This is a genomic window from Pseudomonas sp. C9D1 (assembly GCF_056491235.1).
The window spans coordinates 15,615-40,392 of the sequence record NZ_JBSZIE010000003.1 but is presented as its reverse complement, the minus strand read 5'-3'; the positions used below and the strand labels follow the sequence as shown (position 1 = coordinate 40,392).

Here is a 24,778-nt window from a genome sequence, read left to right as displayed (position 1 = left end):
GAGAACCCGATGATTCCGTCCGAACAAGACCTGCAGATACGTGACGTCGCCCGCCAGTTCGCCCAGGAGCGGCTCAAGCCCTTCGCCGCCGACTGGGACCGCGAACACCGCTTCCCGGCCGAGGCATTGCGCGAGATGGCCCAGCTGGGCTTCCTCGGCATGCTGGTGCCGGAGGAGTGGGGCGGTGCCGCCACCGGGCACCTGGCCTATGCCATGGCCCTGGAGGAGATCGCCGCCGGCGACGGTGCCTGCTCCACCATCATGAGCGTGCACAACTCGGTGGGCTGCATGCCGATCCTCAAGTTCGGCGATGAGGAACAGAAGCGCCGCTTCCTGCGCCCGCTGGCCGAAGGCTCGATGATCGGCGCCTTCGCCCTCACCGAACCCCAGGCGGGCTCCGACGCCAGCGACCTGCGCACCCGCGCGCGCCGTGATGGCGACCACTACGTGCTGGACGGTGCCAAGCAGTTCATCACCTCGGGCAGCCACGCGGGGATGGTCATCGTCTTCGCGGTGACCGACCCGGCCGCCGGCAAGAAAGGCATCAGCGCCTTCATCGTGCCCACCGACACGCCCGGCTACCAGGTGCTGCGGGTGGAGGAAAAGCTCGGCCAGCACGCCTCCGACACCTGCCAGATCCAGCTCGACGGGGTGCGCATCCCGGCCAGCCTGCGCCTGGGCGGGGAGGGCGAGGGCTACCGCATCGCCCTGTCCAACCTGGAGGGCGGGCGCATCGGCATCGCCGCGCAATCGGTAGGCATGGCCCGGGCGGCCTTCGAAGCGGCGCGCGACTACAGCCACGAGCGCCGCACCTTCGGCAAGCCGATCATCGAGCACCAGGCGGTGGCCTTCCGCCTGGCAGACATGGCCACGCAGATCGCCGTGGCGCGGCAGATGGTGCATCACGCCGCGGCGCTGCGGGAGGCGGGGCTGCCCTGCCTGACCGAGGCGTCCATGGCCAAGCTGTTCGCCTCGGAAATGGCCGAGAAGGTCTGCTCGGCGGCGATCCAGACGCTGGGCGGCTACGGCTACCTGAAGGACTTCCCGGTGGAGCGCATCTACCGCGACGTGCGCGTGTGCCAGATCTACGAAGGCACCAGCGACGTGCAGCGCATGGTCATCGCGCGGAGCCTGTAAGGGCGCCCGGACGTAGGGTGTGCTGCGCGCACCTGGAGTTCGCCGGAAGCGCCGAGCGGCGGTGCGCACGGCACACCCTACGGCACGTGTTCATCCGTCCTCGGTTTGAATCTTCGCAGGCAGAACCGATGGACCACGTCCTGATGGCGTGGCTTTCCAGGCTCAAACGAAACGGCGGGAGGGAGGCCCGAAGGCCTCCCGGGTTCAGCGGTAGGCGGGGTGCTCTTCCCCGCAATCGTAGGGCGGCTCGCCTCGCCGTTCCTCCGGCTCGGCCAGGCCGGAGCGCCGGAACATCAGGTAGGCGTCCAGCAGCAGGGCCTCCAGGCCGGAGAGCAGTTTCTCCTGGCGCACGGCCCTGTGGCTGTACTCGCAGTAGTCGGACTCGTCGCGGATGCGCTGGATCAGGTGCGTGGCCTGCACCAGGCGGTAGTTGCCCAGCGCGTAGCAACTGGCGCAGGACGAATCGGGGCGAACATCGAGTACGTACTCGGAGAAGTCTTCGAGCCGGGGGAACTGCAAGGGGTCTTCCATCACGTGTATCTCCTCACTGTCGTGTGCGCTGGCCGAGGCCTGGGTAGGGGCTTCGAACAGGTCGAGATGCGGGGCGCGGGCGTCGCGCGTGAGTACGTCGAAGTGCGGGCGGGGAAAGTACCGGATGTCAGGCACGGCGCTTGTCCTCGTGTCGGGCGAGACGATGTGAGGCTGCTGCGGGTGGTACAGGGTGCATGGCAAGGTCCTCGCGACAGGTGGATTTCCCGGCGTGCCGGGTGAGCGACGATCATGGCGGGGCCATGAGCTCAGGACTCTAGCGAGGGGCTTTGTAGGGGCTCAAGAATGATACGCGGTAGGCGGGGTCTTTCTCGAATGTGAGAAAGCGGGAACGTGCGGGGGAAGCAACGAGGGGGCCGGGTCGGCGCCCCTCGCGGGCTCAGGCGGGGCTGACCAGGGCCGCCGGCAGGCTAAGGCGCACGCGTGCGTAGCCGTCCTGGTTGGCGAAGGAGACGCCGCCGCCATAGCTCTCGCAGAGCGCCTTGACGATGGGCAGGCCCAGGCCCCAGCTCTTGGTTTCGCTCTTGGTGGAAATGAAATACGGGGTGGCGAGGTTGGTCAGCACTTCCTCGGGGAAGGCGCCCAGGTTGCTGACCTCGAACACCACCTGGTCATTTTCCATGTGCTGCGACACTTCGATTGGCGTGCCCGCATCGCCATGTTTGGCGGCGTTGAGCACCAGGTTGTCGAAGATGCGCAAGAAGGCCAGCTTGTCCCAGAACACCATCTGGTCCGCGCCCTCTGCCTGGAGGTCGAGCGGGTTCTCCACCTGCAGGCGCAGGTTGGCCACGGCTTCCTCCAGCAAGTGGGCCAGGGGCATCTGCTCACCGATCAGGCGGATGCCGCCGCCCATACTGACATGGGAGATGTCGAGGATGTTGGCGACCATCTTGTCGATGCGCCGGAGGTTGTCCTCCAGCAAGGTGATCATCTCTTCGGTGCGCCGCGCGGGGTTCTTCTGCATCAGCCCGGCCACCATCACGGCGGCGGCCAGGGGCGAGCGCAGGTCGTGGCTGAAGGAGCGCATGAAGCGCTCGAGCATGATCTTCTCCGCCCGCAGGTGCTCGCTTTGCGCCTCGGCCACCTCGCGCTGCTTCTCGACGTGTTCGAGCTTGATGTCCGATTTCATCAAGCTGGCGATGGTGGCGAGCATTTCGTCGGGGTTGATCGGGTGGGTCAGATAGGCTCGGGCACCGGTGTTGAGCCCCATCGCCTTGTCCTTGCCGCTCATGAAGGTGGCGGAGATGTTGATGATCGCCGGCAGCTTGTCGTGGCCGAGCCGCTGCTCGGCCTTCTGGATCAGCTCGAAGCCGCTCATGTCCGGCAGGTTGATGTCGAGGATCACCAGGTCCACGCCGCTTTCCAGGTGCGCCAGGCCGTCGGCGCCGTTGGCGGCTTCGAGCACCTCGTAGTGGGGCTCGGCGCCGAGGATCTTGCGCAGCACGTAACGATTGGCATCCATGTCGTCGATGATGAGGATTCGCCTAGTTCGCATCGTGATATCTCCCTGCCAGGCGCTGCACATGGTGCAGGAGCGTCTCGGCATGGTTGGGATGGGACTTGTTGAGGATCGCCTGGCAGCGGCTGCCGAGGAGGGCGCGTTCGTCGTCATTCATCTGCTTGGCGGTGTTGACCAGCACCCGTGAGTGCATGCTCCAGTCCATGCTTTCCAGCAGGTCCTCGCCGGAAATGTCCGGCAGGTCGAGGTCGAGGATGATGATGTCCGGGCGCACGGCATGCAGCTTGTCGATGCTGGAGCTGGCGTTCTCGGCCTCGATGATCACCGGCTCGTAGGGCTGCAGCAGGTGGCTGATCAGGTAGCGGTCGGCCGGGCTGTCGTCGATGACCAGGATGGTGGTGCCGGCCAGGCTGGCCAGCACCGGCTGGCGCTGGTTGTACTCGCGCGCCACCAGGGCGTGGAAGCGGCTGCCGCGCCCCGGCTCGCTGCTGAGGTGGATGTCGCCCTTGAGCAGGTTGGCCAGGCGCAGCGCCAGGGGCAGGCCCAGGCCGTTGCCGTGGACCTGCATGCCGGGCGCGCGGATGCGGGCGAACTCTTCGAAGATGCGTGACTGGTTCTCCACCGAGATGCCGAGGCCGGTGTCTTCCACGACGAACTCCAGGTTGTCTTCGTCGGGCTGGAAGCAGCGCAATGTGACGCTGCCCCTGGGGGTGTACTTGAAGGCGTTGCTGATCAGGTTGCGCATGATCTGGAACAGGCGGTTGCGGTCCGTGTCCAGGGGCAGGTCGAAGGCGGGCTCGGCAATCTCCCAGGTCAGCTCCGGGTAGCGCATGGCCAGAGCACCGGTGAACTGGCGCAACTGGTCGAGGAAGTCGCTCAGTTGGAAGCGCTCGGGCACCACTTCCATGCGCCCGGACTCGGTCTCGGCCAGGTCCAGCAGTTCGTTGACCAGCTGCGACAGGTCACTCGCAGCGTCGGCGATGAAGCGCATCTGCTTGTGCTGCTCGGTGTTGAGGGTGCCGTCCACGCCACTGAGCAACAGCTTGGAGATGTTCTCGATGATGTTGATCGGCGTGCGGAATTCGTGGGTCATGTTGGAGAAGAAGCGGCTGCGCGCCTCGCTGGCATCCTTCAGCTCGGAGGAGGCCTTCTCCAGCTCCGAATAAAGCGCCACCACGCCCTTGTTGGTGTTTTCCAGCTCGAGGTTGGTGGCTTCCAGCTCCTGCTGCTTGCCCTGCAGTTCGGCGGTGGTCAGCAGCAGTTCGGAGCCGCGCACCTGGAGCTCCACGTAGGGGTCGGCGGCGCCTTCGGCTTGCAGCTGGCGGCGGATCTGCTGGATCGAATGCTCGTCCGGCAGGGGCCGGGGCGGGTGCACGGCCTTGCAGGCGCGGATGTGGGTGCCGCTGGGCGAGGTGTCGATCTGGAACTCGTCCATCAACCGCTGGGCCCCGCGCAGGCCGACGCCCATGCCGGTGGGCGACACGTAGCTGCCATCGAGGATGCGGTCGATGTGAGGGATGCCGCCGCCCTTGTCCAGCGCATCGAAGCAGATGCCCTTGACCAGGCCACGGCTGTCGAGGCGCAGGTCGAAGTTGAATACCCCGCTGCCGGCGTATTGATAGACGTTGCGTGCCAGCTCGGAGACCGAGGTGGCCAGGCGAATCTGTTCCAGGGGCGAAAGCCCCAGCCAGGCGGCGATCTGCTTGGCGCTCTGGCGGCAGCTGACCACGTCCACTTCGTTGATGATGCTGACACTGGTGATGCGGCGTTTGTCGCTAGCCATTCTTCACCACCACCACTGTCGCATCGTCGTTGAGGCGCTTGTGATCGCGGTGGATGAGCGCGGCGATCACCCCCGGGTGACGAACGCGCAGGCCAGGATAGGCGTTGAGGTCGAGTTTGGTGCTGATGCCGTCCGAGGCGAGGATCATGATCGAGCTGTCATCCCAGGGATAACTGAAGGTATGGATACGACCGATGCGGTAGCCGACCGTTCCATTGCTCGATGCCATGCTGCGGGCCTTGTCGGTGAGCAGGCTGCCGGCGATGTTGCCGATGCCGCAGAACTGCACCTGGCGTTGCGCGGGCTGGACCTCGGCGATGGCAGCGGCACCGCCCCGGGTGGACATCAAGGCGCGGTGCAACTGCTCCATCAGTGCCTGCAGGGGGATGTGCGGGTCATGGCCGAGAAACACCTCGCGCGCCTTCTGGCTGGCAGTGCTGGCGGCATGGCCATGACCCAGGCCGTCGCAGACCAGCACGCGGTTGCCGAGCACGGCCCAGGCGTCGCCGCTGAGGGTCTCGCCGGGGTAGGGCGTGCACACGGTGCCCACCTGCAGGGCGCCAGCGGCCGGGCGCTGGCCCAGGTGGAAGCGGGCCTGCACCACGGTACCGAGACCCGGCTGGGAGAACAGGTCGAAGCCATCGGACATGCGCTGGATGGCACCGAGGCCGGCGCCCATGGTGCCGGTGGTGGAGTAGTTGTCGCTCAGGCACTGGGCCACGTTGGTCATGCCGGGACCACGGTCCACCGCGGTGACTTCGAGGCCGGCTTCGTCGCAGCGGAACAGCAGCTCGCCCTGGCCGGCGTGGTTGATCAGGTTGCGGGCCATTTCCTGCACCACCACGGTGAGGCGACCGAGCAGGGTTTCATCGCCGGTCAGCTGGCTGGCGTGGCGCACCACGGTGCGGCGCACGGCATCCACATGGGCGCTGTCGGACACCTCGAGCAGCAGGTGGCAGCTGGGGATCATTTCCATTTCCACAGCTCCACCCGCGTGCCTTCGCCGGGACGGGTGTCGATGGCGAACTCGTCCACCAGGCGCCGCGCACCGCTGAGGCCCAGGCCGAGCCCGCCGCCGGAGGTGTAGCCATCCACCATGGCGCGCTCCAGGTCGGCGATGCCGGGGCCCTGGTCGCTGATGCTCAGGCGCACCGCCGCGCGGCCGTCGCGCAGGCAGCTCTCGATCACGCATTCGCCACCGCCGCCGTAGATCAGGGCGTTACGTGCGATCTCGCTGGCGGCCGTCACCACCTTGGTCTGGGATATCAGGCCGAGCCTGGCTTCCTCAGCGGCTTTGCGCACGCGTTGGCGGATGACGACGATGTCAGTCTCCTGCTTCAGCGGAAGCGTTTCGGTCTTCGTCACGCTCTTGCTCCAGGATCAGGTCGTCGTCAGCCACGGTTTTTTCCAGCCAGCGCATGCCTTTCTCGACATTCAGCGCAGTGGCGATGCCCTCCAGCGAGAGGCCCAGCTCCACCAGGGTGATGGCCACGGCGGGCTGCATGCCGACGACAATGACCTTGGCGTCGAGGATGCGGGAAACGTTGGCGATGTGGGAAAGCATTCGGCCGATGAAGGAGTCGACGATTTCCAGGGAGGAGATATCGATCAGTACGCCCTTGGCCTTGTGCCGCACGATCTGTTCGGTGAGGTCTTCCTGGAGGTCCAGGGCGAGCTGGTCATGCATGTCCACCTGGATGGTCAGCATGAGGTATTTGCCCATCTTCAGGATCGGGATTCTGTCCACCATGGTGCGTTCCCCTTAGCGGCCGCCGACCAGGCGGACGTTCAGTTCCTTGAGCGCCAGCTGGAAGGCGTCGGCCAGGGATGCCTTGGTCATCACGTCACCCAGCTCGACGCCGAGGTGGACGATGGTGGCGGCGATCTGCGGGCGGATGCCGCTGATGATGCACTTGGCGCCCATCAGCTTGGCGGCGGTGATGGTCTTGAGCAGGTGCTGGGCGACCATGGTGTCGACGGTGGGCACGCCGGTGATGTCGATGATGGCGATGTCGGACTCGGTCTCGACGATCTTCTGCAGCAGCGCTTCCATCACCACCTGGGTACGGTTGCTGTCCAGGGAGCCGATCAGCGGGATGGCCAGCACGCCTTTCCACAGCTGCACCACGGGGGTGGAGAGTTCCAGCATGCTTTCCTGCTGCTCGCGGATCACCGTTTCACGGCCGGCCATGAAGGCTTGCATGCTGTACAGGCCGAGCTTGTCGAGCAGGCGCGTGGTGGTCCAGATCAGCTCGATGGCGTTCTCCCCGCGGTCCTGGATGCGCTGGAACAGCGGCTCCTTGAGGGAGAGCACGAAGGTGGCGGTTTCCGACGGGGTGAAGCCTTGGCGGCTCTGGGCCTGGGACAGGCGCTCAAGCAGCGAGCGCACGGGCTTCCAGCCTGCTGCCTGGATGTCGTCACCGCTTTCGGCGATGGCGGCGGTCAGGGCCCTGAGCAGCTCCCGGGAGTTCTCCTGCACGGTGCGGTCGTCGATCAGGTCGGAGCGGATGCCAGCCTTGCGCTGGGCGGCCATCCATTCGTCAAGGATCGGCTTTTCGTTTTGCTTCAACAGATCGGCTAGAACGGCGGTGGACATTGTTATCTCCCTGTCGGATGGCTCGTTGAAGAGCGGTTCGGTTTTCGACCACGAAAAAGTGCCCAACACTAGCGAGGCGCACGGGTAAAACGGAGCACGAAGCGGCGGAGTCTACTGGCGTTTCGGGCCTCCGTCGCGCACAGCCGCAACGGGCTTCGGCAATAGGAACGCAGCGGCGCCATTTGGTGCGACAAGAAGATGGATGAAGCGTGCTGCAGCCCACGATTCCGGGCGCCTCATCGGCGCGATTCGCAGGGCGGCACCGCCCGCGCGCGACCGGCGTGACGCCCCGTTGAACGTGACCGCCCGGTCGGTTCGGGGGAACCACCGGCGTAGGCGGTGTTTCCAACGTCCATATAGCACCGAGTCGGAGGACCGAGAGATGCCAGCCAGCCTGACCCGTTTCGCCACCGAGCCTGCACGCCGCGCCTACGTTGCCGCCCGGGTGGGACACGCCGAGCCCGAGCTGCTGTTCTTCGAGGGCGATGGACGCACGCCCAACAGCCGCTTCCCCGTACTGCTCTATCGCGCCGCGCTGCTGGGGCAGGTGGACCGTGCCGAAGCCTTCGAGAAGCGCTTCGCCGCCCATCGCTGGGCACCTCTGTGGCGCGACGGGGTGTTCGACTACCACCACTACCACGCCAGTGCCCACGAGGCCTTGGGTGTCGCCACCGGCAGCGCACGGTTGATGCTCGGTGGCGAGAACGGACGGGAAATCACCGTGCGCGCCGGGGACGTGCTGGTGTTGCCGGCAGGCACCGGGCACTGCTGCCTGGAAGCCAGCGAGGACTTCCTGGTGGTGGGGGCCTATCCGCGCGGGCAGGAGGCCTATGACATCCAGCGCGCGGGCACCGATCGCTACCTGGCCTCGGTGCGGCGCATCGCCCAGGTGCCGACGCCGGTGGCCGACCCGCTGACCGGGCGCGACGGCGTGCTGACCCAGGCGTGGCGCGTGGCCTGACGCCCGGCTTGATCGGCTGTCGCCGTCGGTGCACCCTCGGCCATCGCCCTGAGCGCCGCGACCGAGGAAGAACCCCATGCTGACCAGGCCCCTGGCCCTGTTGCCCGTGCTGCTGGCCGCCCAGGTGCAGGCTGCCGAGCCGCCACCGGACGGCAAGCAACCGGCCAACGCCTTCGAGGCGGCGTTCTCCATGACCCTGGTCTCGCCGATGATCAGCGTCATCGCCACCACCGACCTCAGCAGTGACGAGAAGCAGCTCAAGCTGAGCCGTGCCCGCGAGGATGCCCTGGCCTTCGTCGCGTCCGCCGGGGTCATCCGTGGGCCGCACCTGGAGCAGGCCCTGCAGCTGCTGCGCGACGGCTCGGCCACTAGCGACATGGCCTGGGCCCAGGCCATCGCGGCGAGACCCTGACGCCAACCATTGGTCACCCTTACACAACCTTTACCCAGCGGCAGTGAGCGGCGATTCCGCGCCGTTGTCTGATCCTGTGTCCCGGTCCATTCCTTCACCGGGCACAGGAGGAGTCATGTTTCGTCGTTTGCCCCAGGTTGCCCTGTTGCTGGGAGCCGCCGCCCTGGCCGGCCAGGCTTCGGCCCACGGGCATGATGCCGGCCCGGCCGTGATCGGGGCGGTCGTGGGGGCCGTTGTCGGCGGTGCCATCGTCGCGTCGCGCCCGGCCCCGGTCTATGTACAGCCCGCCCCGGTGTACGTGGCACCGCCTCCGGTCGTCTATGCGCCTCCACCGCCGCCCCCGCCGGTCTATTACTACCCGGCACAACCGGTGTACTACCAGCCGGCGGTGGTCGCCCAACCCGTCTACTACGGCCCCGGCCCTTACTACGGTCCGCCGCGCCACTGGCACGGCGGCGGCCCGCGCCGCTGGTGATCGAGGAGGAAACAGGCCCCGCTCAGGCGGGGCCTTTTCGTTTCTGGGTGGCGTGGAAACGGTGATGAGGCGGCGATGCTGCGCATCGCTTGGCGAATGAATTCGCCCCTACAGGTTGGTCATCCGTGGGGCGGGTGAAACCCGCGAGGCCTTGCACCGCTCATGTCGGGTTGCACCCGACCTACGACTACGTGGCAGCGGCGTACGTAGGATGGTGTAGAGCGAAGCGAAACCCATGCGGTGCGAGTGTGGGAATCCATTCCGTAGGGCGGGTGAAACCCGCGAAGCCTTGCACCGCCCATGTCGGGTTGTACCCGACCTACAGCAACGCAGCCCGATTCGTGTGCGCCTCGATGGCCCTCAACCCGGCCGGCGTTTGCCGAATACGGTCTTGGGGGATTTGCCGAAGAAGGCAGTGAAGGCCGCGCTGAAATTGTTCGGGTGGCGATAGCCCACCTGCCAGGCCGCCTGGGCCACCTGGCAGCCGGATTCCAGCAGCAGGTGGGCCTTGTGCATGCGCATTTCCAGCAGCAGGCGATGGGGGGTGGTGGCGAAGCAGTGGTGGAAGCCTTGCTTGAGCTTGAACGCATTGAGCCCCACGGCCGCACAGAGGTAGGCGACGGTCAACGGCTGGTCCAGCCGCGCCTGCATCAGTTCGCGGGCCTGGTGCAGCCGCTCGATGTCCGCCTGGCTGAAGCGCGCAGTCGGGCTGGGGGGCGGGGCTTCCAGCGCCTCCAGTTGCATGGCCAGCAGGCTGAGCGCGTGGATGTGCATCTGCAGCGGGCCGCCCGTTGGTTGTTCCAGGGCGAGGGCCAGGGCGTTGACATGGGCCGTGCTGGCCGGGGCGGTGGGGCCACCGGCCAACTGGCACAGGCTGCCATCGCCCAGCAACTGCCCGGCGCGCTCGGCACCCAGGTAGCGGGTGAGCAGGCGGCGGTCCGCCAGCAGGCGCAGTTGCGAGACTTCCTGCGCCGCGTCGTAGCGGCGTTCGCCGCTGCCGCCGTGGAAGCGGCTGACCGTGGTCCGCCCGGCCTCGAAGGCCAGCGCCGAACCGTCGCGTCCCAGGTAGCCGGAGCGGCCGCGCAGGCCGAAGGTGATCACCAGCATGGGCTCCGGGTGCGGGTTGATGGATTCCTCCACCAGCGGTCGGTTGGGCAGGTAGCGCGTGCTCACCAGCGCCAGGCCATCGTCCAGCGACAGGCGCTCCGTGCGGCAGTCGCCGAATGCGGCGGGCAGGCGGATGCGCTGGCCGCCAGGGTGCGGCGTGGGGTCCGACGCCAGTTGCGCGGGGGTGATCCGCTGGCTCCTTGTGCTGCCCTGTGCCGTTGCCATCTGCCTGCCTCCGTTGGCCGCGCTGCGGATTCCATGGATATCGATCCGTTTCCCATAGTTCTATGGATGATACTCATTCTCGATAATCCCTGGCATCTCCATGAACGCCGGGCGCCGCCTGGCACGGCGGTACAGAGGAGAGGCACCCATGGAAACCCTATCGATACACCCCTTGCAGGATTGCTGGGACAACCTGCTGGCGAGCGTGCGGGCCGACGCCTTGCGAGTGGCGCTGGAGCGCAGGCTGTTCGCTGCACTGGAGCAGCCGCTGGACGCAGCGGCGGTCGCCGCAACCCAGGGCTGGCAGGCATCGCCCACACGGGCGCTGCTGGACCAGCTGTGGAGCATGGGCCTGCTGTCGCGGAGCGAAGCGGGCGAGGGCGCCTACCGCAACGCGCCGGTGGCCGCCTGCTACCTGCACCCGCAAGCGCCGCGCTACTGCGGCGATGCGTTGCTGTTCCGCCTGCGTACCTTGCGGGCGGTCGGTGCGCAATTGGAAGGCCGACTTGTCGGTGAGGTGCCGGCCGGGCCGCCGCCGGGGGGCTGGGCCGAAGCGGCGCGGGTGCAGATCGCCCAGGAGCAACGTGCGGTAACGGTCGACACCGCATTGGCCCTGATACAGCGCCTGGAGGCTTTCACCGGCGCGCCGCGGCTGCTCGACCTGGGTGGCGGCCCCGGCCTGGTGGCCATCGCCCTGGCCCGCGCCAACCCGCAGTTGCATGGCGTGGTGTTCGACCTGCCTGACTCCGCCGCCGTGGCCTGGGAGAACATCACCGCTGCAGGGCTCGGCGGGCGGCTGGAGGCGCGGGGCGGCGATCTACTGCACGACGCCCTCGGCAGCGGTTATGACCTGGTCTGGTGCTCGTCGGTGTTGCACTTCATGCCGGACCCGCCCGCCGCGCTGGCGAAGATTTATCGGGCGCTGTGCCCGGGCGGCACCCTGGTCTGCGCCCACGCCGAGGTACCGATGCAGGCGGCCGATGCGGCGCGGGTGCTGCCCTATTACCTGGGGCTGCGCATGCAGGGCCGTTACCTGCCGCTGCCGGGTGAGCTGGTCACGGTGCTGGAAGCAGTGGGCTTCGAGGTGACCGGGCAGTTGCCGGCGGTGACCTTCCCCCTGGCGCCGGTAACGGTGCAGATCGCCCGGCGACGCTAGCGGAACCCTTGGCACGGGGTGCGTTATAGGCGCCCGTTCCCAGGAGTGGGCCCCTTAGCACCAATCGGTCGAAGGGCCGGCCAAGGGCGGACGGACTATCACTGTCTATGCTTGGACGACTTTTTTCAGCGGGCCTGTCGATCCGGCCCGCTGCCGTTCGACTATGGATGCAAGCCCCACAACAAGGAGCGAATGATGAAGTACCTGTGCCTGATCTACTTCGACGAGACCGTGCTCGACTCCATGCCCGCCGAGCGCTTCGAATCCATCGTCGGCCACTGCATGGAATACGAGCAGCGCCTGCAACGCAGCGGCCAGTACATCGCCGCCGAGGCGCTGCAATCCACCGCGACCGCCACCACGCTGCGCCTGCAGGGCGACAAGCTGTCGATCACCGACGGCCCCTTCGCCGAGACCCGCGAGCAACTGGGCGGCTTCTACCTGATCGATGCCAAGGACCTCAACGAGGCGATCCAGATCGCGTCGAAGATCCCGCCGGCCCGCCTGGGCTGCATCGAGATCCGCCCGATCAAGGAACTGCCCAGGCTCTGAAACGGAGGAACCCCCGATGAAGATCGAATCCCATCCCGTGGTCAGCCACGAACAGTGGCTGGACGCCCGCAAGGAGCTGCTGCGCAAGGAGAAGGACTTCAACCGCCTGCGTGACGAACTCAGCGCCGCCCGCCGCGACCTGCCCTGGGAGCGGGTGAGCGATACCTACCGCTTCGAGGGCCCCACGGGGCAGGAGACGCTGGAGCAGCTGTTCGCGGGCCGCAGCACCCTGGTGGTCTACCACTTCATGTTCGGGCCGGGGTGGAAGGAGGGCTGCGACGGTTGCTCATTCCTCGCCGACCATTTCGACGGCGCCAACCTGCACCTGGCCCACCACGACGTCAGCCTGGTGGCCGTCTCCCGTGCGCCTTGGCAGGAGTTCCAAGACTTCAAGCGGCGCATGGGCTGGGCGTTCAAGTGGGTGTCGTCCCACGGCTGCGCGTTCAACGCCGACTTCGGCGTCAGCGCCACGCCCGAGGCGATCGCCGCCGGCACCGCCCGCTACAACTACGACACCAGCCGCGACCCCGGCGAGGAGATGCCTGGGCTCAGCGTGTTCTTCCGCCTGCCCTCGGGGGAGGTGTTCCACACCTATTCCACCTACGCGCGCGGGCTGGACATGCTGGTGGGCACCTACAACTTCCTCGACCTGCTGCCCAAGGGCCGCGACGAGGACGAGATCATGGACTGGGTGCGCCACCACGACCGCTACGAAGGCGCTGGCCCGCGCCACGACTGCTGCTCGGCCAAGGCCGGGGGCGATTGATGGAGGTGACCCAGGCCCGCCAGCGGGTGGAAGCGGCCTACCGCGAGGAGTCGCGCCGGGTGCTGGCGACGCTGATCCGCCTGCTGGGGGATTTCGAGCTGGCGGAGGAGGCGTTGCACGACGCCTTCATCGCCGCCGTCGAGCAGTGGCCGGTCGACGGCGTGCCGGCCAACCCGCGCGCCTGGCTGGTGTCGGCGGGGCGCTTCAAGGCCATCGACGCCTTGCGCCGGCGCGCCCGTTTCGATGCGCGCCAGGCGCAGTTGATCATCGAGCTGGAGCGTGACGAGCCCGAGGAGATCGAGGATGTGGAAGACGACCGCCTGCGCCTGATCTTCACCTGCTGCCACCCGGCGCTGCCGGCGGACGCCCAGGTGCCGCTGACCCTGCGCGAGGTGTGCGACCTGAAGACCGAGGAGATCGCCCGGGCCTTTCTCGCCACGCCGTCGACCATCGCCCAGCGCATCGTCCGCGCCAAGGCGAAGATCCGCGATGCGCGCATTCCCTACCAGGTGCCGGCCATGGCCGAGCTGCCGGAGCGCCTGGATAACGTGCTGCGGGTCATCTACCTAGTGTTCAACGAGGGCTACTCGGCCACCTCTGGGGATTCGCTGACCCGCGCCGATCTTTCGGCCGAAGCCATCCGCCTGGGGCGCCTGCTGCTGGAGCTGCTGCCGGATTCGGAAGTCATGGGGTTGCTGGCGCTGATGCTGCTGCACGATTCGCGGCGCCAGGCCCGCACCGGCGTGGATGGCGAGCTGGTGTTGCTGGAGGACCAGGACCGTGCGCTGTGGAACCGCCAGCAGATCGACGAGGGCTGCGCCCTGGTGGAGCGCGCCCTGGCGTCGCGGCGCATCGGTATGTACACGCTGCAGGCGGCCATCTCCGCCGTGCACGCCAGCGCCGCCACGCCCGAGGCCACCGACTGGGCGCAGATCGTCGCGCTCTATGGCGTGTTGCAGCGCGGCATCGGCTCGCCGGTGATCGAACTCAACCGCGCGGTGGCGGTGGCCATGCACCAGGGGCCGGAAGCCGGGCTGGTGCTGATCGAGGCCATCCTCGAGCGCGGCGAGCTGCGCGACTACCAGCTGGCGCACTCGGCTCGCGCCGATCTCTACCGCCGCCTCGGCCGCCGCGACGAGGCCCGCGCGGCCTACCGGGTGGCACTGGGGCTGACCCGCCAGGACACCGAACGGCGCTTCATCGAGCGGCGCCTGGCGGAACTGGGGCAGTGATGTGGATTGCCCGGGCTGAAGCCCGGGCTATGGGTTTTCAGGGTTGGACCACGAAGGAGAAACAGCATGAGCAGCAATGAACAGGCCGTCGCCGAGATCCAGGCCCTGCTGGCCGATTGGGCCGAGGCGGTACGCAGCAAGGACGTGAAGCGCATCGTCGGTTTCTATGCCGAGGAGGTGGTGGCCTATGACGCCATCCTCCAGCTGCAGTTCGTCGGTCGTGAGGCCTATGGCGCCCATTGGGCCTACTGCATGGAGATGTGCCAGGGACATTCGATCTTCGACCCGCAGCACGTGAAGATTCGCGCCAGTGGCGATGTCGGCTTCGCCCACTTCCTCTGCCTGTGCGGCGGCACCAACGCCGAAGGGGTCGAACAGCAGGGCTACATGCGCGTCAGCTGCGGCTACCAGCGCAGCGGCGGTAAGTGGCGCATCGTCCATGACCACTTCTCCGCGCCCTTCGACATGGAGAGTGGCCAGGCACTGTTCGACCTGCAGCCCTGATCAGGCGCCGAGGCGGCGGAAGTGTTCGAGCATGCGCTGGGCGTCTGCCTCGTTGCCGCTGAACAGCTCGAAGGCCTTCACCGCCTGGAACACCGCCATGGTGCCGCCGTCCAGGGTGCGGCAACCGAGGGCGCGGGCGTCCTTGAGCAGCTGGGTTTCCAGGGGGAAGTAGACGATCTCGGCCACCCACAGGGCGGGCCGTAGCAACTCGGCCGGCACCGGTGTGCCGGGCAGCTTGGCCATGCCCATGGGCGTGGTGTTGACCAGGCCGTCCGCCGTCGCCAGGGCGCCGGGCAGGTCCTCGCCCGCGTGGGCACGGCCGGCGCCGAAGTGCTGGTTGAGGTTGTCCGCCAGACTCTGGGCGCGCCCGGCGTCGACATCGAATATCACCAGCGTGCCGACGCCTTCGGCGAGCAGCGCATGGGCCACTGCGGCACCGGCGCCACCGGCCCCCATCTGCACTACGCGCTCACGGGCGACGTCGCCCAGGCCACGGCGGAAGCCTTCGGCGAAGCCCAGGCAGTCGGTGTTGTGGCCGACGCGTCGACCGCCACGCAGCACCACGGTGTTCACCGCGCCGATGCCGCGTGCCTCGGGGGAGAGCTCGTCGAGCAGCGGGATGATCGCCTGCTTGCAGGGGAAGGTGATGTTGAGCCCGGTGAAGCCGGTGCGCTCGGCGGCTTCCAGCAGCTGGGGCAGGGCGCTGACATCGAGCTGGAGCGGGTCGAGGTCGATCAGCCGGTAGAGGTAGCGCAGGCCTTGGGCATCGCCTTCGTGCTCGTGCAGGGCAGGGGTGCGCGAGGCCTGGATGCCTGAGCCGATCAGGCCGGCGAGAACGCTTGCATGTGCAGTCATGGCCTCACCCCGCGAGCCGCTTGGCGAAATGCTGCACGCCGGCGCGGTAGCCGTCGCTGCCCAGGCCGCAGATGACCCCGACGGCGATGGCGGAGACGAAGGAGTGCTGGCGGAATTCCTCGCGCTTGTGGACGTTGGAGAGGTGCACCTCGACCACCGGCAGCTCGCTGGCCACCAGGGCGTCGCGGATGGCGACCGAGGTGTGGGTCCAGGCACCGGGGTTGATCAGGATGCCGGCGCAGCGGCCGCGCGCCTGGTGGATCCAGTCGATCAGCTGGCCTTCGTGGTTGGTCTGGCGGCATTCGACCTCAAGGCCCAGCGCAGCGCCCGTTTCGCAGCACAGCCGCTCGATATCGGCGAGGGTTTCGTGGCCGTAGTTGGCGGGCTCGCGGGTGCCGAGCATGTTCAGGTTGGGGCCGTTGAGGACCAGCAGGGTGGGGGACATCGCGGACATTTCTCCATTGTTATGAACCCTCCCGAATGCACGGGGAGCGTTGCAATGAAAAATGTACTAACTGGTTAATTTAATCAATCGATGGCGGGCGGGCGGTGGGTTTGCCTTGGGTTATTTCGTTCGATAATCGGTCACTCGACGGCGTCGCCCGTGTCCAGCAGCACCGGCCCACTGCCCAGGTCGGAGAGTTCATCGCCGGGGTTGCGCAGGGGGCAGACCTCCATGGTCAGGCAGCCGCAGCCGATGCAGCCGTCGAGTTGGTCGCGCAACTGGGTGAGGCGACGGATGCGTTCGTCCAGCTCCGCCTTCCAGCGCGCCGAGAGCGCATGCCAATCGGCGGCGGTGGGCGTGCGACCTTCCGGCAGGGTCATCAGCGCCGCGTGGATGGACGCCAGGGGGATGCCCAGGCGCTGGGCCACCTTGATCACCGCCACCCGCCGCAGCACCTCCCGTGGATAGCGGCGCTGGTTGCCGGCGTTGCGGGTGCTGCTGATCAGTCCCTTGGCTTCGTAGAAGTGCAGGGTGGAGACCGCCACCCCGCTGCGTTCGGCCACCTGGCCCACCGTCAGCGCCTTGCCGATGTTGCTCGCCGTCACCTTGGGCATGCGTGCCATTTCCTCTTGACCTCAAGTTAAGTTGAGGTTTTACCCTCGCCGCCAGCATTGCACAACGGTAGAAGGAGTTTCGGCATGACCAACGAGCATTTGCAGGGCGTCGTCTCATCCATTCATTTCGCGGCCGACCCGGCTTGCCTGCCGGCGCTGGTGGAGGACCTGGGGGTGCGCCTGGCCGCCTGCCTGAAAGCCCAGGTGGGGCTGCTGTCCACCAGCCTGGAGACGAGCGCCGATGGCCGCTGGCTGATCCAGCGCAGCCGCTGGGCCTCGGCCGATGCGGCGCAGGCGGCCCTGGACGGCGACTCCTGCAGCGCGCGCCTGCTGGGTGAGGCGATCTGGCGCTACGGCGCCAAGGCGGTGCGCTTCGATGCGCCCGAGGAGGCATGACGGCTCGTCCGGCAGCTCGGTGAAGGTCTGGGGAGGTTGGAATAACGAGGAGGTTGGGGCGGGGTGTCGCATGAATGACTCGCCCGGCAATGCCGGGCGAGCCGAGGGGCTTACTCGTAGCTCATGGTGTAGGTGATGCTGGTGCTGACCTGGCCAGGCAGGGCATCTGCGCCGCGCGGCGCGTGGTATGCCGCGAAAAGGCCAATGAAGGCGTTGCCGCCTGCGCCGCTGAGCTCTTCGAGGTTGTTTTCGCCGGTGGCGAGGTTGATGGGCTCCTGGTCCTTGTTGAACAGCTGCACCGCGACGTTGGAGGCGTCAGCGCCGCTGAGCTCGTTCTTCAGGGTACCGGTGGCGGGGTCGACGTTCGGGCCTATCTCGAAGTGCGCCTTCACCTTGGAACCCTGGGTGCAGTTGGAGAGTGCGATCACGAATGGGGTGAGGCCGGCATTCTGGCCTTCCACGAGGGAGCTCTGGGAGACGACCGGCAGTTGCACGGTCTGGTTAAGGGTAGGGGTGGCGATATCACAGGTCTTGCTGGAAACCTCGCCCTTGATGGTGACGGTGCCGTCGAATGCGAGCGCCAGACTGCTCAGGCCAAAACCTACCAGTGCCGCGCTGGTGGTGAGGAACTTCTTCATTTATCTCTCCTTGATGGCGCCTGGCTCCACGCGCCGGATTAAAGGTTGACCTCAAGAGTCGGAACCAGAACCGAATCGCGCTGCAGCCTCGATAATGAGAGCTGGATCGCATTCAGCAGAGCGAGCGCAATGATAACGAGGGCTTTCTAGGTCGAATGGAGTCCGTAATCCATGTGGGTTGTAGGAATAGTCGCCCCGTCAGCAGGCTAGTTCCGAGGAGTTTGCCTCCGTGTCCGTTCGGCGGGTTCCGACCTGAGAATCGTTGGGTGGCTCTTGCTAAAATCTCCCTCTTTATCAACGAGTCAGTACCTTGGACATCGACCTGGCGCGCACCTTCCTCGAAATCGTTCGTAGCGGCAGCTTCGTCGCCGCCGCCGAGCGCCTGCATGTGACGCAGACGGCGATCACCGCTCGGGTGCAGAACCTGGAGAACCAGCTGGGCTGCAAGCTCTTCGTGCGCAACCGCGCCGGTGCGAGGCTGACGGCCGAAGGCGAGGTGTTCGTCGGTCACGCCACGCAACTGGTGCAGACCTGGGAAGCCGCGCGACGTGACCTGCCGCTGCCCAAGGGCTACCGCGACCTGCTCGCCATTGGCGGCGAACAGAGCCTGAGCAACCCCTTGCTGCTGGGCTGGATGAGCCGCCTGCGCGAACGCATTCCCTCCCATGCGGTGCGCGTCGAGGTCGCGCCCGGGCAGCAGTTGCAGAAGCAGCTGGAGCTGGGCCTGCTGGATGCCGCACTGGTCTACCAGCCGGAGTACTGGCCGGGCATGCAGGTGGAGCAGTTGCTGGAGGAAAAACTCATCCTGATCCGCTCCACCGCCAACCCCGAGCCCTATGTGCAGGTGGACTGGGGCCCGACCTTCCGCCAGCAGCACGACGCCGCGCTGCCGGACAAGGCCCGCGCTGCGGTCACGGTGAACCTCGGGCCGCTGGCGCTGCAGTTCATCCTCCAGCACGGCGGTTCGGGCTACTTCCGTACCCGCGTGGTGCAGAGCTACCTGGACAGCGGCCAGCTGAAGCGCGTGGAGCGCGCGCCGGAATTCACCTACCCGACCTACCTGGTCTATTCCCGCGACAAGGATTCGCCGCTGCTGCAGCAGGCCATCGCCGTGTTGCGCGATGTAGTGGGCGAGGACATCGACTGGTCGCAGCGCTGGGAAGCCACGCTCTGAGCCCGGTGCGGGGCCTTCCCGGGCTGAAGCCCAGGCTACCGGGCGTCAGCTGGCGACTTTCAGCGTTGGGGCCGGAGCACGGGCGGTCAGATCCTTGAGCCAATAGCGGTAGAGCCCGCCGATCAGGTCGCTCTGGGTCACCAGGCCCACCAGCGTGTCGTCATCCCCCAGCACCGGCAGGCAGTGCAGGCCCTGGTCGGAGAGCATCGAGACCAGCACGCCGATATCGGTATCGCGCTTCACGCAGCGCACCGAGCGGGTCATCAGCTCGCCCAGGCGTGGCGCCGGGCGGTGGCGCAGGCGGCCGAACAGCGAGCCGGGGGTGTCTTCCTGGGCGTGGCGGAACAGGTCGCCGGGGGTGACGATGCCCACCAGTTGCTTCTGTTCGTCGAGCACGGGCAGGGCCTTGATGTGGTGCTTCTCGAACAGCTTCCAGGCCTGCTCGCGGGTGCTCTGCGGGGTGGCGGTGAGCAGGTCGCGGGACATGATCTGCTCCGCCGTCACCTGGCCCACGCTGCGGCGCAGGGCGTTGCGCTCGGTCTGGCGCAGCAGGCGTTCCAGGTCGTCGCGGGTGATGTCGACGAACTCGCCGAACTCTTCCAGGGCCTGGTCCAGGTCTTCATCGGAGAACACGCCGCGCTCGCTGGGCAGCGGGTCGGCGGTCAGGTGCTGGCCGCTGCGGGCCTGGCTCGGGGCGGTGCTCAGGGCGCTGCGGGTGACGCGGTTATAGACGAGGGCGACCGCCACCAGCAGGGCGGAGCCGAGCAGCACCGGCCAGGCGACGGCAAAGCCCTGGGCCTCGAACGCGGGGCCGCCCAGGGCCACCGATACGGCCAGCGCGGTGCCCGGCGGGTGCAGGCAGCGCAGGGCGTACATGGCCAGCACGGTCAGGGCCAGGCCCAGTGTGGCGGCCAGTATGGAGTGGTCGATCCACAGGCCCGCCGCCGTGCCCACCAGGGCCGCCACCAGGTTGCCCATCACCACCGACCAGGGTTGCGCCAGCGGGCTGGAGGCGACGGCGAACACCAGCAGCGAGCTGGCGCCGAGCGGGCCGGCCAGGCGCAGGGCGATCTCGGTACCGAACACATGGCCGCAGGCGATGCAGCACAGCGCCAGGCCCAGGCAGGCGCCCAGTGCGGCACGCAGCCATTCCCCGGGGTGAGCGGTACGTGGGGCGGGGGACAGGCGTTTGCGCCAGCGCTGCCAGAGGGCGTCCGGGTTCTCGTGCATCGGGGTCTCGTTCGCTTTTCAGTCGTTCGGGGCGATAAAAAAGGGCCCCTTGAGGGCCCTGCAGGAGTCCCACTGCGTGCGCGGGAGGGGTGCCATCCTTGGACATGGAACAGGAGCAAGGGGGGGCGATCGTTACCGCAGCCGGCGCGGCCGGGCGGCGAGATGGTGGGCATCCTAAGGGCGGCATCAGCTATGCCGCCAATGAATAATATTGCTCGTTTGCAGCAATTTATTTGCATCAAGGTCGCCGGCCGCCGTCTGGGCAAGGATCGGGGGCCGGCGTAGCATCGGCACCCTCCAGGTATTCGAGGCGGTGGTGAAAGCATGCAGCGACACACGGTGGGTGCGGGGCTGGACGCGGAACGGCAACTGCTGGATCAGGTCTACGACGGGCAGCGCGACAGCGGCCTATTGTTGTGGCGCCCCCTGCATGCGGCGCTGGTGATGCCCCGGCGCATGAGTCGCCTGCCAGCCTACGAAAGCGCCCGGCGGGCCTGCCTGGAGCAAGGCTGGCCCATCGCCCTGCGCGACACCGGGGGCGAGCCGGTGCCGCAATCATCGGCGGTGCTCAACGTCGCCCTGGCCTATGCGGTGCCCCGGGAAGAAAACGAACTGACGCGCATCGAGACCGCCTATAGGCGGCTGTGCCAGCCCCTGTGCGATTGGCTCAGCGGATTGGACCTGGAACCTGGGCTGGGCGAGGTGGAGGGCGCCTTCTGCGATGGCCGCTTCAACGTCAACCTGCAGGGCCGCAAGCTGGTGGGCACCGCCCAGCGCTGGCGCCGCCGGCAACGCGACGGCCGCCACGTGGTGCTGGCCCACGGCGCCATCCTCATGGGTAACCAGCGCGAGGCCATGGTGGAGGTGGTCAACACCTTCTACCGCGAGTGCGGCCTGGACACCCGCTGCCGCGCCGGCAGCCATATCGCCCTGGAGGAATGCCGCGCCGATGCCTGGGATGCCAGCGGGCAGCTCGCCGGGTATTACCGACGCATGCTCGAAGCCGCCGGAATCGACACCGACCTGTAGCCCGGGCTTCAGCCCGGGAAGCTCAAAGTGTTGCTAGAAGAATTGAGCCCAGCTGATTGCCGAGCTCTGGTGATGTTTCTGGTTTCGCCCCCCCGGGCGAGTCCCTTTTCTCAGTCGCCAGAAAAGGAACCAAAAGGGCTTGCCCCATCATCCGGCCCCGGCTTCGCCGGGGTTCCCTCACTCCATCGCCGCTCTGGGGGCCGGCGCGATGGGCCATCCATGGCCTGGCGCGCCTCTCGCAGCATCCATGCCGCTCGTCCCCCCGGCGCAACGACTGCGTTCGGCCTCCTGGAGGGGCGTTGACGGCTGCTCCAACTTTTTCGCCAACGCTTCACCACGTGGTGCGCACAGGCTTTCGTAGGATGGTGTAGAGCGAAGCGAAACCCATGCTGTGGAGGTGGAATAAATCCATAAATGCCCGGAAAGCACCGTGCTTGAGGGCTTGCTTTAAAACCACAGCAGCAAACGCAGACGAAGCCAATGAGTTCGCCCACATGGGCGCGCCGCTTTCCGGTTCAGCGATAGATGTAGGCGAGAGTGCCGGCGATGATGAGCGTCACGGCGACCAGGGTACGGGCCAGCCAGGGCGCGGCGAGCCAGACGCCTGCGACGCCGGCCACCTGGCCGATGTTCTTCTCCGAGAGCAGGCGCGGGTTGGCACCGCCCTTCATCGGGTAGCCGCATTGCGGGCAGTTGGGGGCCTGGTCGGAGATGGAGCGGTTGCATTCGGGGCAGTCGATGAGGGCCACGTCGGGAACTCCTTGTCAGTGATCGTGCTGACCTTCTGACAAGGAGCGGGTGGCCCGGTTCAGCCGCCGGTCGTGTCGACTTAGAAGTCGATGGTGGCCGAGACCTTGAGGGTGCGCGGCGCGCCCTGGGTCAGGTAGCCGCCGTAGGCAGATTCCCAGTAGTCCTCGTTGGCCACGTTCTCCAGCCCGGCGCGCAGGGTGATGTCGCGTTCGTCCAGCTTGAAGGCGTAGCGCGCGCCCAGGTCGACACGGGTCCAGGCGGGGATGCTCAGGGCATTGCCCGTGTCGTAGTACTGGCCGCCGGTGCGTTGCAGCAGGGCGTTGACTGCCAGCCCATTCACACCGGGCACATCCCAATCGGCGCTGAGGTTGTACTGGAACTCCGGCACGCCCACGGCGCGGTTGCCGTCGTTGGCGCCGTTGGTGGTTCCCGACAGTTCGGTGTCCATCAGCGTGCCGCCAGCCAGCAGGCGCAGGCCCGTGAGCGGCTCGCCGAAGACGCTGAATTCGATGCCCCGGTTACGTTGCTGGGCGTCCACCCGGTAGTAACCGTCTCCGCCGATGAGCCCCTGGGGCTGCTCGATGCGATAGATGCCGAGCTGTGCGCCGAAGGAGCCTTGGTCGAGCTTGATGCCGGCTTCGATCTGCTTGGTGCGGTAGGGCGCGAACATCTGGCCGGCGGGATTCAAGGACGCCGCCGGCGCAATCGGACCCGGGGCCAGGCCCTCGATACGGTTGGCGTAGAGGGAGATCGAGTCGGTGGCCTTGACCACCAGGCCGTAGACGGGGGTGGTGATCGAGTCCTCGTAGTCGGACGTGCGCACGCCTGCGGTGGACCAGCCATCGGTGGCGATCGACTGGCGGCGGATGCCCAGGGTCAGCAGGGTGCGGTCATCGAAGACGCCCAGGGTGTCGGAGACCGCCACGCTGCGTGCCTTGCTGGAGCCCGTCTTACCGGGGTGATGAAGGTCGCCGTTACGAGTCGGCGTCGGCTCCGGGCTGGGGAAGGGGTCGTAGAGATTCCCTGGCAGGCGATTCCCGGCGCTGGTGGACTGGTTGGCGCTGCGGTATTCCCGCCAGTTGCCGGACAGCCCGAGGTTCACCTGGTGGCTCACCGCGCCGGTGTCGAAATGGCCGCGCAGGCCGCTGCTGACGCTGTTGCTTTCCTCATCACGCGGTGCGTACAGGCGACCGACACGCCCGGTGCCATCCGGTGCGCTGACATAAAGGGAGGAATACACGCCGTTCTCGCGGGTGTACTTGCTGCCAACCGCCAGGTAGCTGCTCCAACTGTCGTTGAGGTCGTACTCGGCGTTGAGCATGCCGTAGGTATCCTCCAGCTGCGACCAGGCCCAGGGCTGGGAGTAGCTGTGGTTGGCATCCGGCACCTTGGGGACTTTCGTCAGGTTCGAGGTCGGCGGTGTGACCAGGTAGACCACCGAGCGGCCGTCGTTGATGCGCTGCTTCTGGTAGCCGAAGTCGCCGGACAGGCGCAGGCGGTCGCCCCGGTAGTCGAGGCCGACGCTGAACAGGCTGAAGTGCTGATGCTCGTCGTCCACCGCCGTCTCGCCGTCACGCTTGGCCATGTTGACCCGCACGCCGAAGCGGTTGTCCTCGCCGAAGCGCTGGCCGAAGTCGAAGTGGCCGCCGACGCGGTCGTCGCTGGCGTAATCCAGGGTCAGGCGGCGGGTGGGCGTGTCCTCGGCGCGCTTGGGCACCACGTTGATATTGCCGCCGATGCCGCTGCCACCCGGGGACACGCCGTTCAGGAAGGCGCTGGGGCCCTTGAACACCTCGACGCGCTCCACCGACTCGGTGGCGATGATCTGCCGGGGCAGCACGCCGTACAGGCCGTTGAAGGAAATGTCGTCGCTGAACAGGGCGAAGCCGCGGATCACGAACACCTGGGAGAAGTTGCCGAAGCCGTAGGACTGGCGCACCGCCGGGTCGCTGCGCAGCACGTCGCCGATGTTCTGCGCCTGGCGGTTCTCGATCAGCTCGCGGGTGTAGCTGGAGAAGCTGAAGGGCACGTCCTGCATGTCCTGGTTGCCCAGCATGCCGATGCGCGCGCCACGCGCGACCTGGCCGCCAGCGTAGCTTTCCGGCAGGCCGTCGCCCCGCAATGCGCTGTCATTGATGGTGGTGGCGCCCAGCTCCAGGCCCGCACTGGTGGCGGCCGGCACCAGGGTGTAGCCGTTGCCGCTGCTGGCCAACTGGTAGCCGCTGCCGGCGAGCAGGGTGGCGAAGCCGTCCTGCACGCTGTAGCTGCCTTGCAGGCCGGGGCTTTGCTGGTCATCGAGCAGGCCTTGCCGGAAGGACAGCGGCACGCCGGCCTGGGCGGCGAAGCGGGCCAGCACATGGCCCAGCGGCCCGGGGGCGATGGTGTACTGGCGCGCGGCGGCCTGTTGCATGGCGTCCTCGGCCAGGGCCGGCTGGGCGAACGGTGCGGCGCACAGGGCGAGGCCGATGGCCAGGCTCAGGGCGTGCAACGGAATACGGGCCGGAGCCGGTTGGGTGGCGGAGCGACGCTGCTGGGGCGACCACGAAGTCATGCTGCTTTCCTGTCGACGCTTGGATGAAAGGGGTTCATCCACCACACCGGACGAAATCGAAAAAGGTGTCAGGGCACCGCGAAAATAAATCCGCGAGGCCGTGGGGCCCCGTTTCCCTGGGGTTTCGATCCGTGAGGTGAAGCGGCCTGCGGTCCTGTCGCAGGGCGTTGCGTCCGGGGGAT

At 67.3% G+C, this 24,778-nt stretch carries 27 protein-coding genes; 12 read left to right on the top strand and 15 right to left on the bottom strand.

The genetic code is table 11. The features are described 5' to 3' along the window. Positions 1 to 9: 9 nt before the first annotated feature. Complete coding sequence (locus tag ACXI0U_RS27890; RefSeq protein ID WP_043246937.1) at positions 10 to 1,137, top strand: acyl-CoA dehydrogenase family protein; 1,128 nt, start codon at positions 10 to 12, stop codon at positions 1,135 to 1,137. Positions 1,138 to 1,341: 204 nt separating this feature from the next. Here ACXI0U_RS27890 and ACXI0U_RS27885 read toward each other — a convergent pair whose 3' ends face one another. The 7 genes from ACXI0U_RS27885 to ACXI0U_RS27855 form a co-directional block, all read right to left on the bottom strand. Beyond that, a complete protein-coding gene (locus ACXI0U_RS27885) occupies positions 1,342 to 1,803 on the bottom strand; it encodes a hypothetical protein (RefSeq protein WP_431484518.1) in 462 nt (153 codons plus the stop codon). A gap of 262 nt (positions 1,804 to 2,065) precedes the next feature. Next, positions 2,066 to 3,181, bottom strand: coding sequence for an ATP-binding response regulator (locus ACXI0U_RS27880; RefSeq protein ID WP_431484517.1), 1,116 nt, complete (start codon positions 3,179 to 3,181; stop codon positions 2,066 to 2,068). Continuing rightward, positions 3,171 to 4,928 (bottom strand): ATP-binding protein, encoded by a 1,758-nt coding sequence (locus ACXI0U_RS27875; protein ID WP_265168737.1) that lies wholly within the window; start codon positions 4,926 to 4,928, stop codon positions 3,171 to 3,173. Before ACXI0U_RS27875 ends, ACXI0U_RS27880 begins: the two co-directional genes overlap by 11 nt. Further along, positions 4,921 to 5,904, bottom strand: coding sequence for an ATP-binding protein (locus ACXI0U_RS27870; RefSeq protein WP_431484516.1), 984 nt, complete (start codon positions 5,902 to 5,904; stop codon positions 4,921 to 4,923). The genes ACXI0U_RS27875 and ACXI0U_RS27870 overlap by 8 nt, the downstream gene beginning before the upstream one ends. Then, positions 5,895 to 6,293: an anti-sigma regulatory factor gene (locus ACXI0U_RS27865; RefSeq protein ID WP_021221031.1), complete on the bottom strand. Its 399-nt coding sequence runs from the start codon at positions 6,291 to 6,293 to the stop codon at positions 5,895 to 5,897. The genes ACXI0U_RS27870 and ACXI0U_RS27865 overlap by 10 nt, the downstream gene beginning before the upstream one ends. After that, positions 6,253 to 6,678 carry an STAS domain-containing protein gene (locus ACXI0U_RS27860; protein WP_021221030.1) on the bottom strand — a complete coding sequence of 142 codons (426 nt, stop codon included), beginning with the start codon at positions 6,676 to 6,678 and terminating at the stop codon, positions 6,253 to 6,255. Before ACXI0U_RS27860 ends, ACXI0U_RS27865 begins: the two co-directional genes overlap by 41 nt. Positions 6,679 to 6,690: 12 nt before the next feature. Continuing rightward, complete coding sequence (locus ACXI0U_RS27855) at positions 6,691 to 7,524, bottom strand: STAS domain-containing protein (RefSeq protein ID WP_431484515.1); 834 nt, start codon at positions 7,522 to 7,524, stop codon at positions 6,691 to 6,693. 382 nt (positions 7,525 to 7,906) lie between these two features. On the opposite strand from ACXI0U_RS27855, the gene ACXI0U_RS27850 reads away from it, so the two are divergent. From ACXI0U_RS27850 to ACXI0U_RS27840, 3 genes are all read left to right on the top strand, one after another. After that, positions 7,907 to 8,485, top strand: a complete 579-nt coding sequence (locus ACXI0U_RS27850) for a cupin domain-containing protein (RefSeq protein ID WP_184489978.1) — start codon at positions 7,907 to 7,909, stop codon at positions 8,483 to 8,485. Between the two features lie 76 nt (positions 8,486 to 8,561). Further along, positions 8,562 to 8,897 (top strand): DUF2388 domain-containing protein, encoded by a 336-nt coding sequence (locus ACXI0U_RS27845; protein ID WP_374980856.1) that lies wholly within the window; start codon positions 8,562 to 8,564, stop codon positions 8,895 to 8,897. Between the two features lie 115 nt (positions 8,898 to 9,012). Beyond that, the gene (locus ACXI0U_RS27840) at positions 9,013 to 9,372 is read left to right on the top strand and encodes a hypothetical protein (protein ID WP_043246943.1); all 360 of its coding nucleotides are present in this window, start codon (positions 9,013 to 9,015) and stop codon (positions 9,370 to 9,372) included. A 360-nt stretch (positions 9,373 to 9,732) separates the two neighbouring features. Here the strand turns inward: ACXI0U_RS27840 and ACXI0U_RS27835 are convergent, their stop codons facing one another. Then, positions 9,733 to 10,704, bottom strand: a complete 972-nt coding sequence (locus tag ACXI0U_RS27835; protein ID WP_431484514.1) for a helix-turn-helix domain-containing protein — start codon at positions 10,702 to 10,704, stop codon at positions 9,733 to 9,735. Positions 10,705 to 10,852: 148 nt separating this feature from the next. Here ACXI0U_RS27835 and ACXI0U_RS27830 point away from each other — a divergent pair, with 148 nt between their 5' ends. From ACXI0U_RS27830 to ACXI0U_RS27810, 5 genes are all read left to right on the top strand, one after another. Continuing rightward, positions 10,853 to 11,860 carry a methyltransferase gene (locus ACXI0U_RS27830; protein WP_431484513.1) on the top strand — a complete coding sequence of 336 codons (1,008 nt, stop codon included), beginning with the start codon at positions 10,853 to 10,855 and terminating at the stop codon, positions 11,858 to 11,860. A 195-nt stretch (positions 11,861 to 12,055) separates the two neighbouring features. Next, complete coding sequence (locus ACXI0U_RS27825) at positions 12,056 to 12,412, top strand: YciI family protein (protein ID WP_021221023.1); 357 nt, start codon at positions 12,056 to 12,058, stop codon at positions 12,410 to 12,412. Between the two features lie 16 nt (positions 12,413 to 12,428). Continuing rightward, entirely contained in the window at positions 12,429 to 13,178 is a 750-nt protein-coding gene (locus ACXI0U_RS27820) for a DUF899 domain-containing protein (protein ID WP_374980861.1), read from the top strand. Continuing rightward, on the top strand, positions 13,178 to 14,410 hold the full coding sequence (locus ACXI0U_RS27815) for an RNA polymerase sigma factor (RefSeq protein ID WP_043245061.1): 1,233 nt from the start codon (positions 13,178 to 13,180) through the stop codon (positions 14,408 to 14,410). Before ACXI0U_RS27820 ends, ACXI0U_RS27815 begins: the two co-directional genes overlap by 1 nt. Positions 14,411 to 14,476: 66 nt before the next feature. Next, on the top strand, positions 14,477 to 14,914 hold the full coding sequence (locus tag ACXI0U_RS27810; RefSeq protein WP_021221020.1) for a YybH family protein: 438 nt from the start codon (positions 14,477 to 14,479) through the stop codon (positions 14,912 to 14,914). Here ACXI0U_RS27810 and ACXI0U_RS27805 read toward each other — a convergent pair whose 3' ends face one another. The 3 genes from ACXI0U_RS27805 to soxR all read right to left on the bottom strand — a co-directional run bounded on the left by ACXI0U_RS27805 (position 14,915) and on the right by soxR (position 16,828). Next, complete coding sequence (locus tag ACXI0U_RS27805; protein WP_431484512.1) at positions 14,915 to 15,769, bottom strand: shikimate dehydrogenase; 855 nt, start codon at positions 15,767 to 15,769, stop codon at positions 14,915 to 14,917. A 4-nt stretch (positions 15,770 to 15,773) separates the two neighbouring features. Continuing rightward, positions 15,774 to 16,214 (bottom strand): type II 3-dehydroquinate dehydratase, encoded by a 441-nt coding sequence (aroQ, locus tag ACXI0U_RS27800; RefSeq protein WP_184489987.1) that lies wholly within the window; start codon positions 16,212 to 16,214, stop codon positions 15,774 to 15,776. Between the two features lie 140 nt (positions 16,215 to 16,354). Next, a complete protein-coding gene (soxR, locus tag ACXI0U_RS27795; protein WP_021221017.1) occupies positions 16,355 to 16,828 on the bottom strand; it encodes a redox-sensitive transcriptional activator SoxR in 474 nt (157 codons plus the stop codon). An 84-nt stretch (positions 16,829 to 16,912) separates the two neighbouring features. On the opposite strand from soxR, the gene ACXI0U_RS27790 reads away from it, so the two are divergent. Then, on the top strand, positions 16,913 to 17,224 hold the full coding sequence (locus ACXI0U_RS27790; protein ID WP_021221016.1) for a hypothetical protein: 312 nt from the start codon (positions 16,913 to 16,915) through the stop codon (positions 17,222 to 17,224). A gap of 110 nt (positions 17,225 to 17,334) precedes the next feature. Here ACXI0U_RS27790 and ACXI0U_RS27785 read toward each other — a convergent pair whose 3' ends face one another. Then, positions 17,335 to 17,862 (bottom strand): fimbrial protein, encoded by a 528-nt coding sequence (locus ACXI0U_RS27785; RefSeq protein ID WP_431484510.1) that lies wholly within the window; start codon positions 17,860 to 17,862, stop codon positions 17,335 to 17,337. A gap of 310 nt (positions 17,863 to 18,172) precedes the next feature. On the opposite strand from ACXI0U_RS27785, the gene ACXI0U_RS27780 reads away from it, so the two are divergent. Beyond that, the gene (locus ACXI0U_RS27780) at positions 18,173 to 19,036 is read left to right on the top strand and encodes a LysR family transcriptional regulator (RefSeq protein WP_265168731.1); all 864 of its coding nucleotides are present in this window, start codon (positions 18,173 to 18,175) and stop codon (positions 19,034 to 19,036) included. Positions 19,037 to 19,081: 45 nt separating this feature from the next. On the opposite strand, the gene ACXI0U_RS27775 is transcribed toward ACXI0U_RS27780, so the two are convergent. Continuing rightward, positions 19,082 to 20,266: an HPP family protein gene (locus tag ACXI0U_RS27775; protein WP_431484509.1), complete on the bottom strand. Its 1,185-nt coding sequence runs from the start codon at positions 20,264 to 20,266 to the stop codon at positions 19,082 to 19,084. A gap of 324 nt (positions 20,267 to 20,590) precedes the next feature. Between ACXI0U_RS27775 and ACXI0U_RS27770 the strand changes: the two genes are divergently transcribed. Next, a complete protein-coding gene (locus ACXI0U_RS27770) occupies positions 20,591 to 21,295 on the top strand; it encodes a lipoate--protein ligase family protein (protein ID WP_479551133.1) in 705 nt (234 codons plus the stop codon). Between the two features lie 515 nt (positions 21,296 to 21,810). On the opposite strand, the gene ACXI0U_RS27765 is transcribed toward ACXI0U_RS27770, so the two are convergent. Continuing rightward, the gene (locus ACXI0U_RS27765; protein ID WP_184489994.1) at positions 21,811 to 22,044 is read right to left on the bottom strand and encodes a zinc ribbon domain-containing protein; all 234 of its coding nucleotides are present in this window, start codon (positions 22,042 to 22,044) and stop codon (positions 21,811 to 21,813) included. An 80-nt stretch (positions 22,045 to 22,124) separates the two neighbouring features. Further along, a complete protein-coding gene (locus tag ACXI0U_RS27760; RefSeq protein WP_479551132.1) occupies positions 22,125 to 24,596 on the bottom strand; it encodes a TonB-dependent siderophore receptor in 2,472 nt (823 codons plus the stop codon). Positions 24,597 to 24,778: the final 182 nt, after the last annotated feature.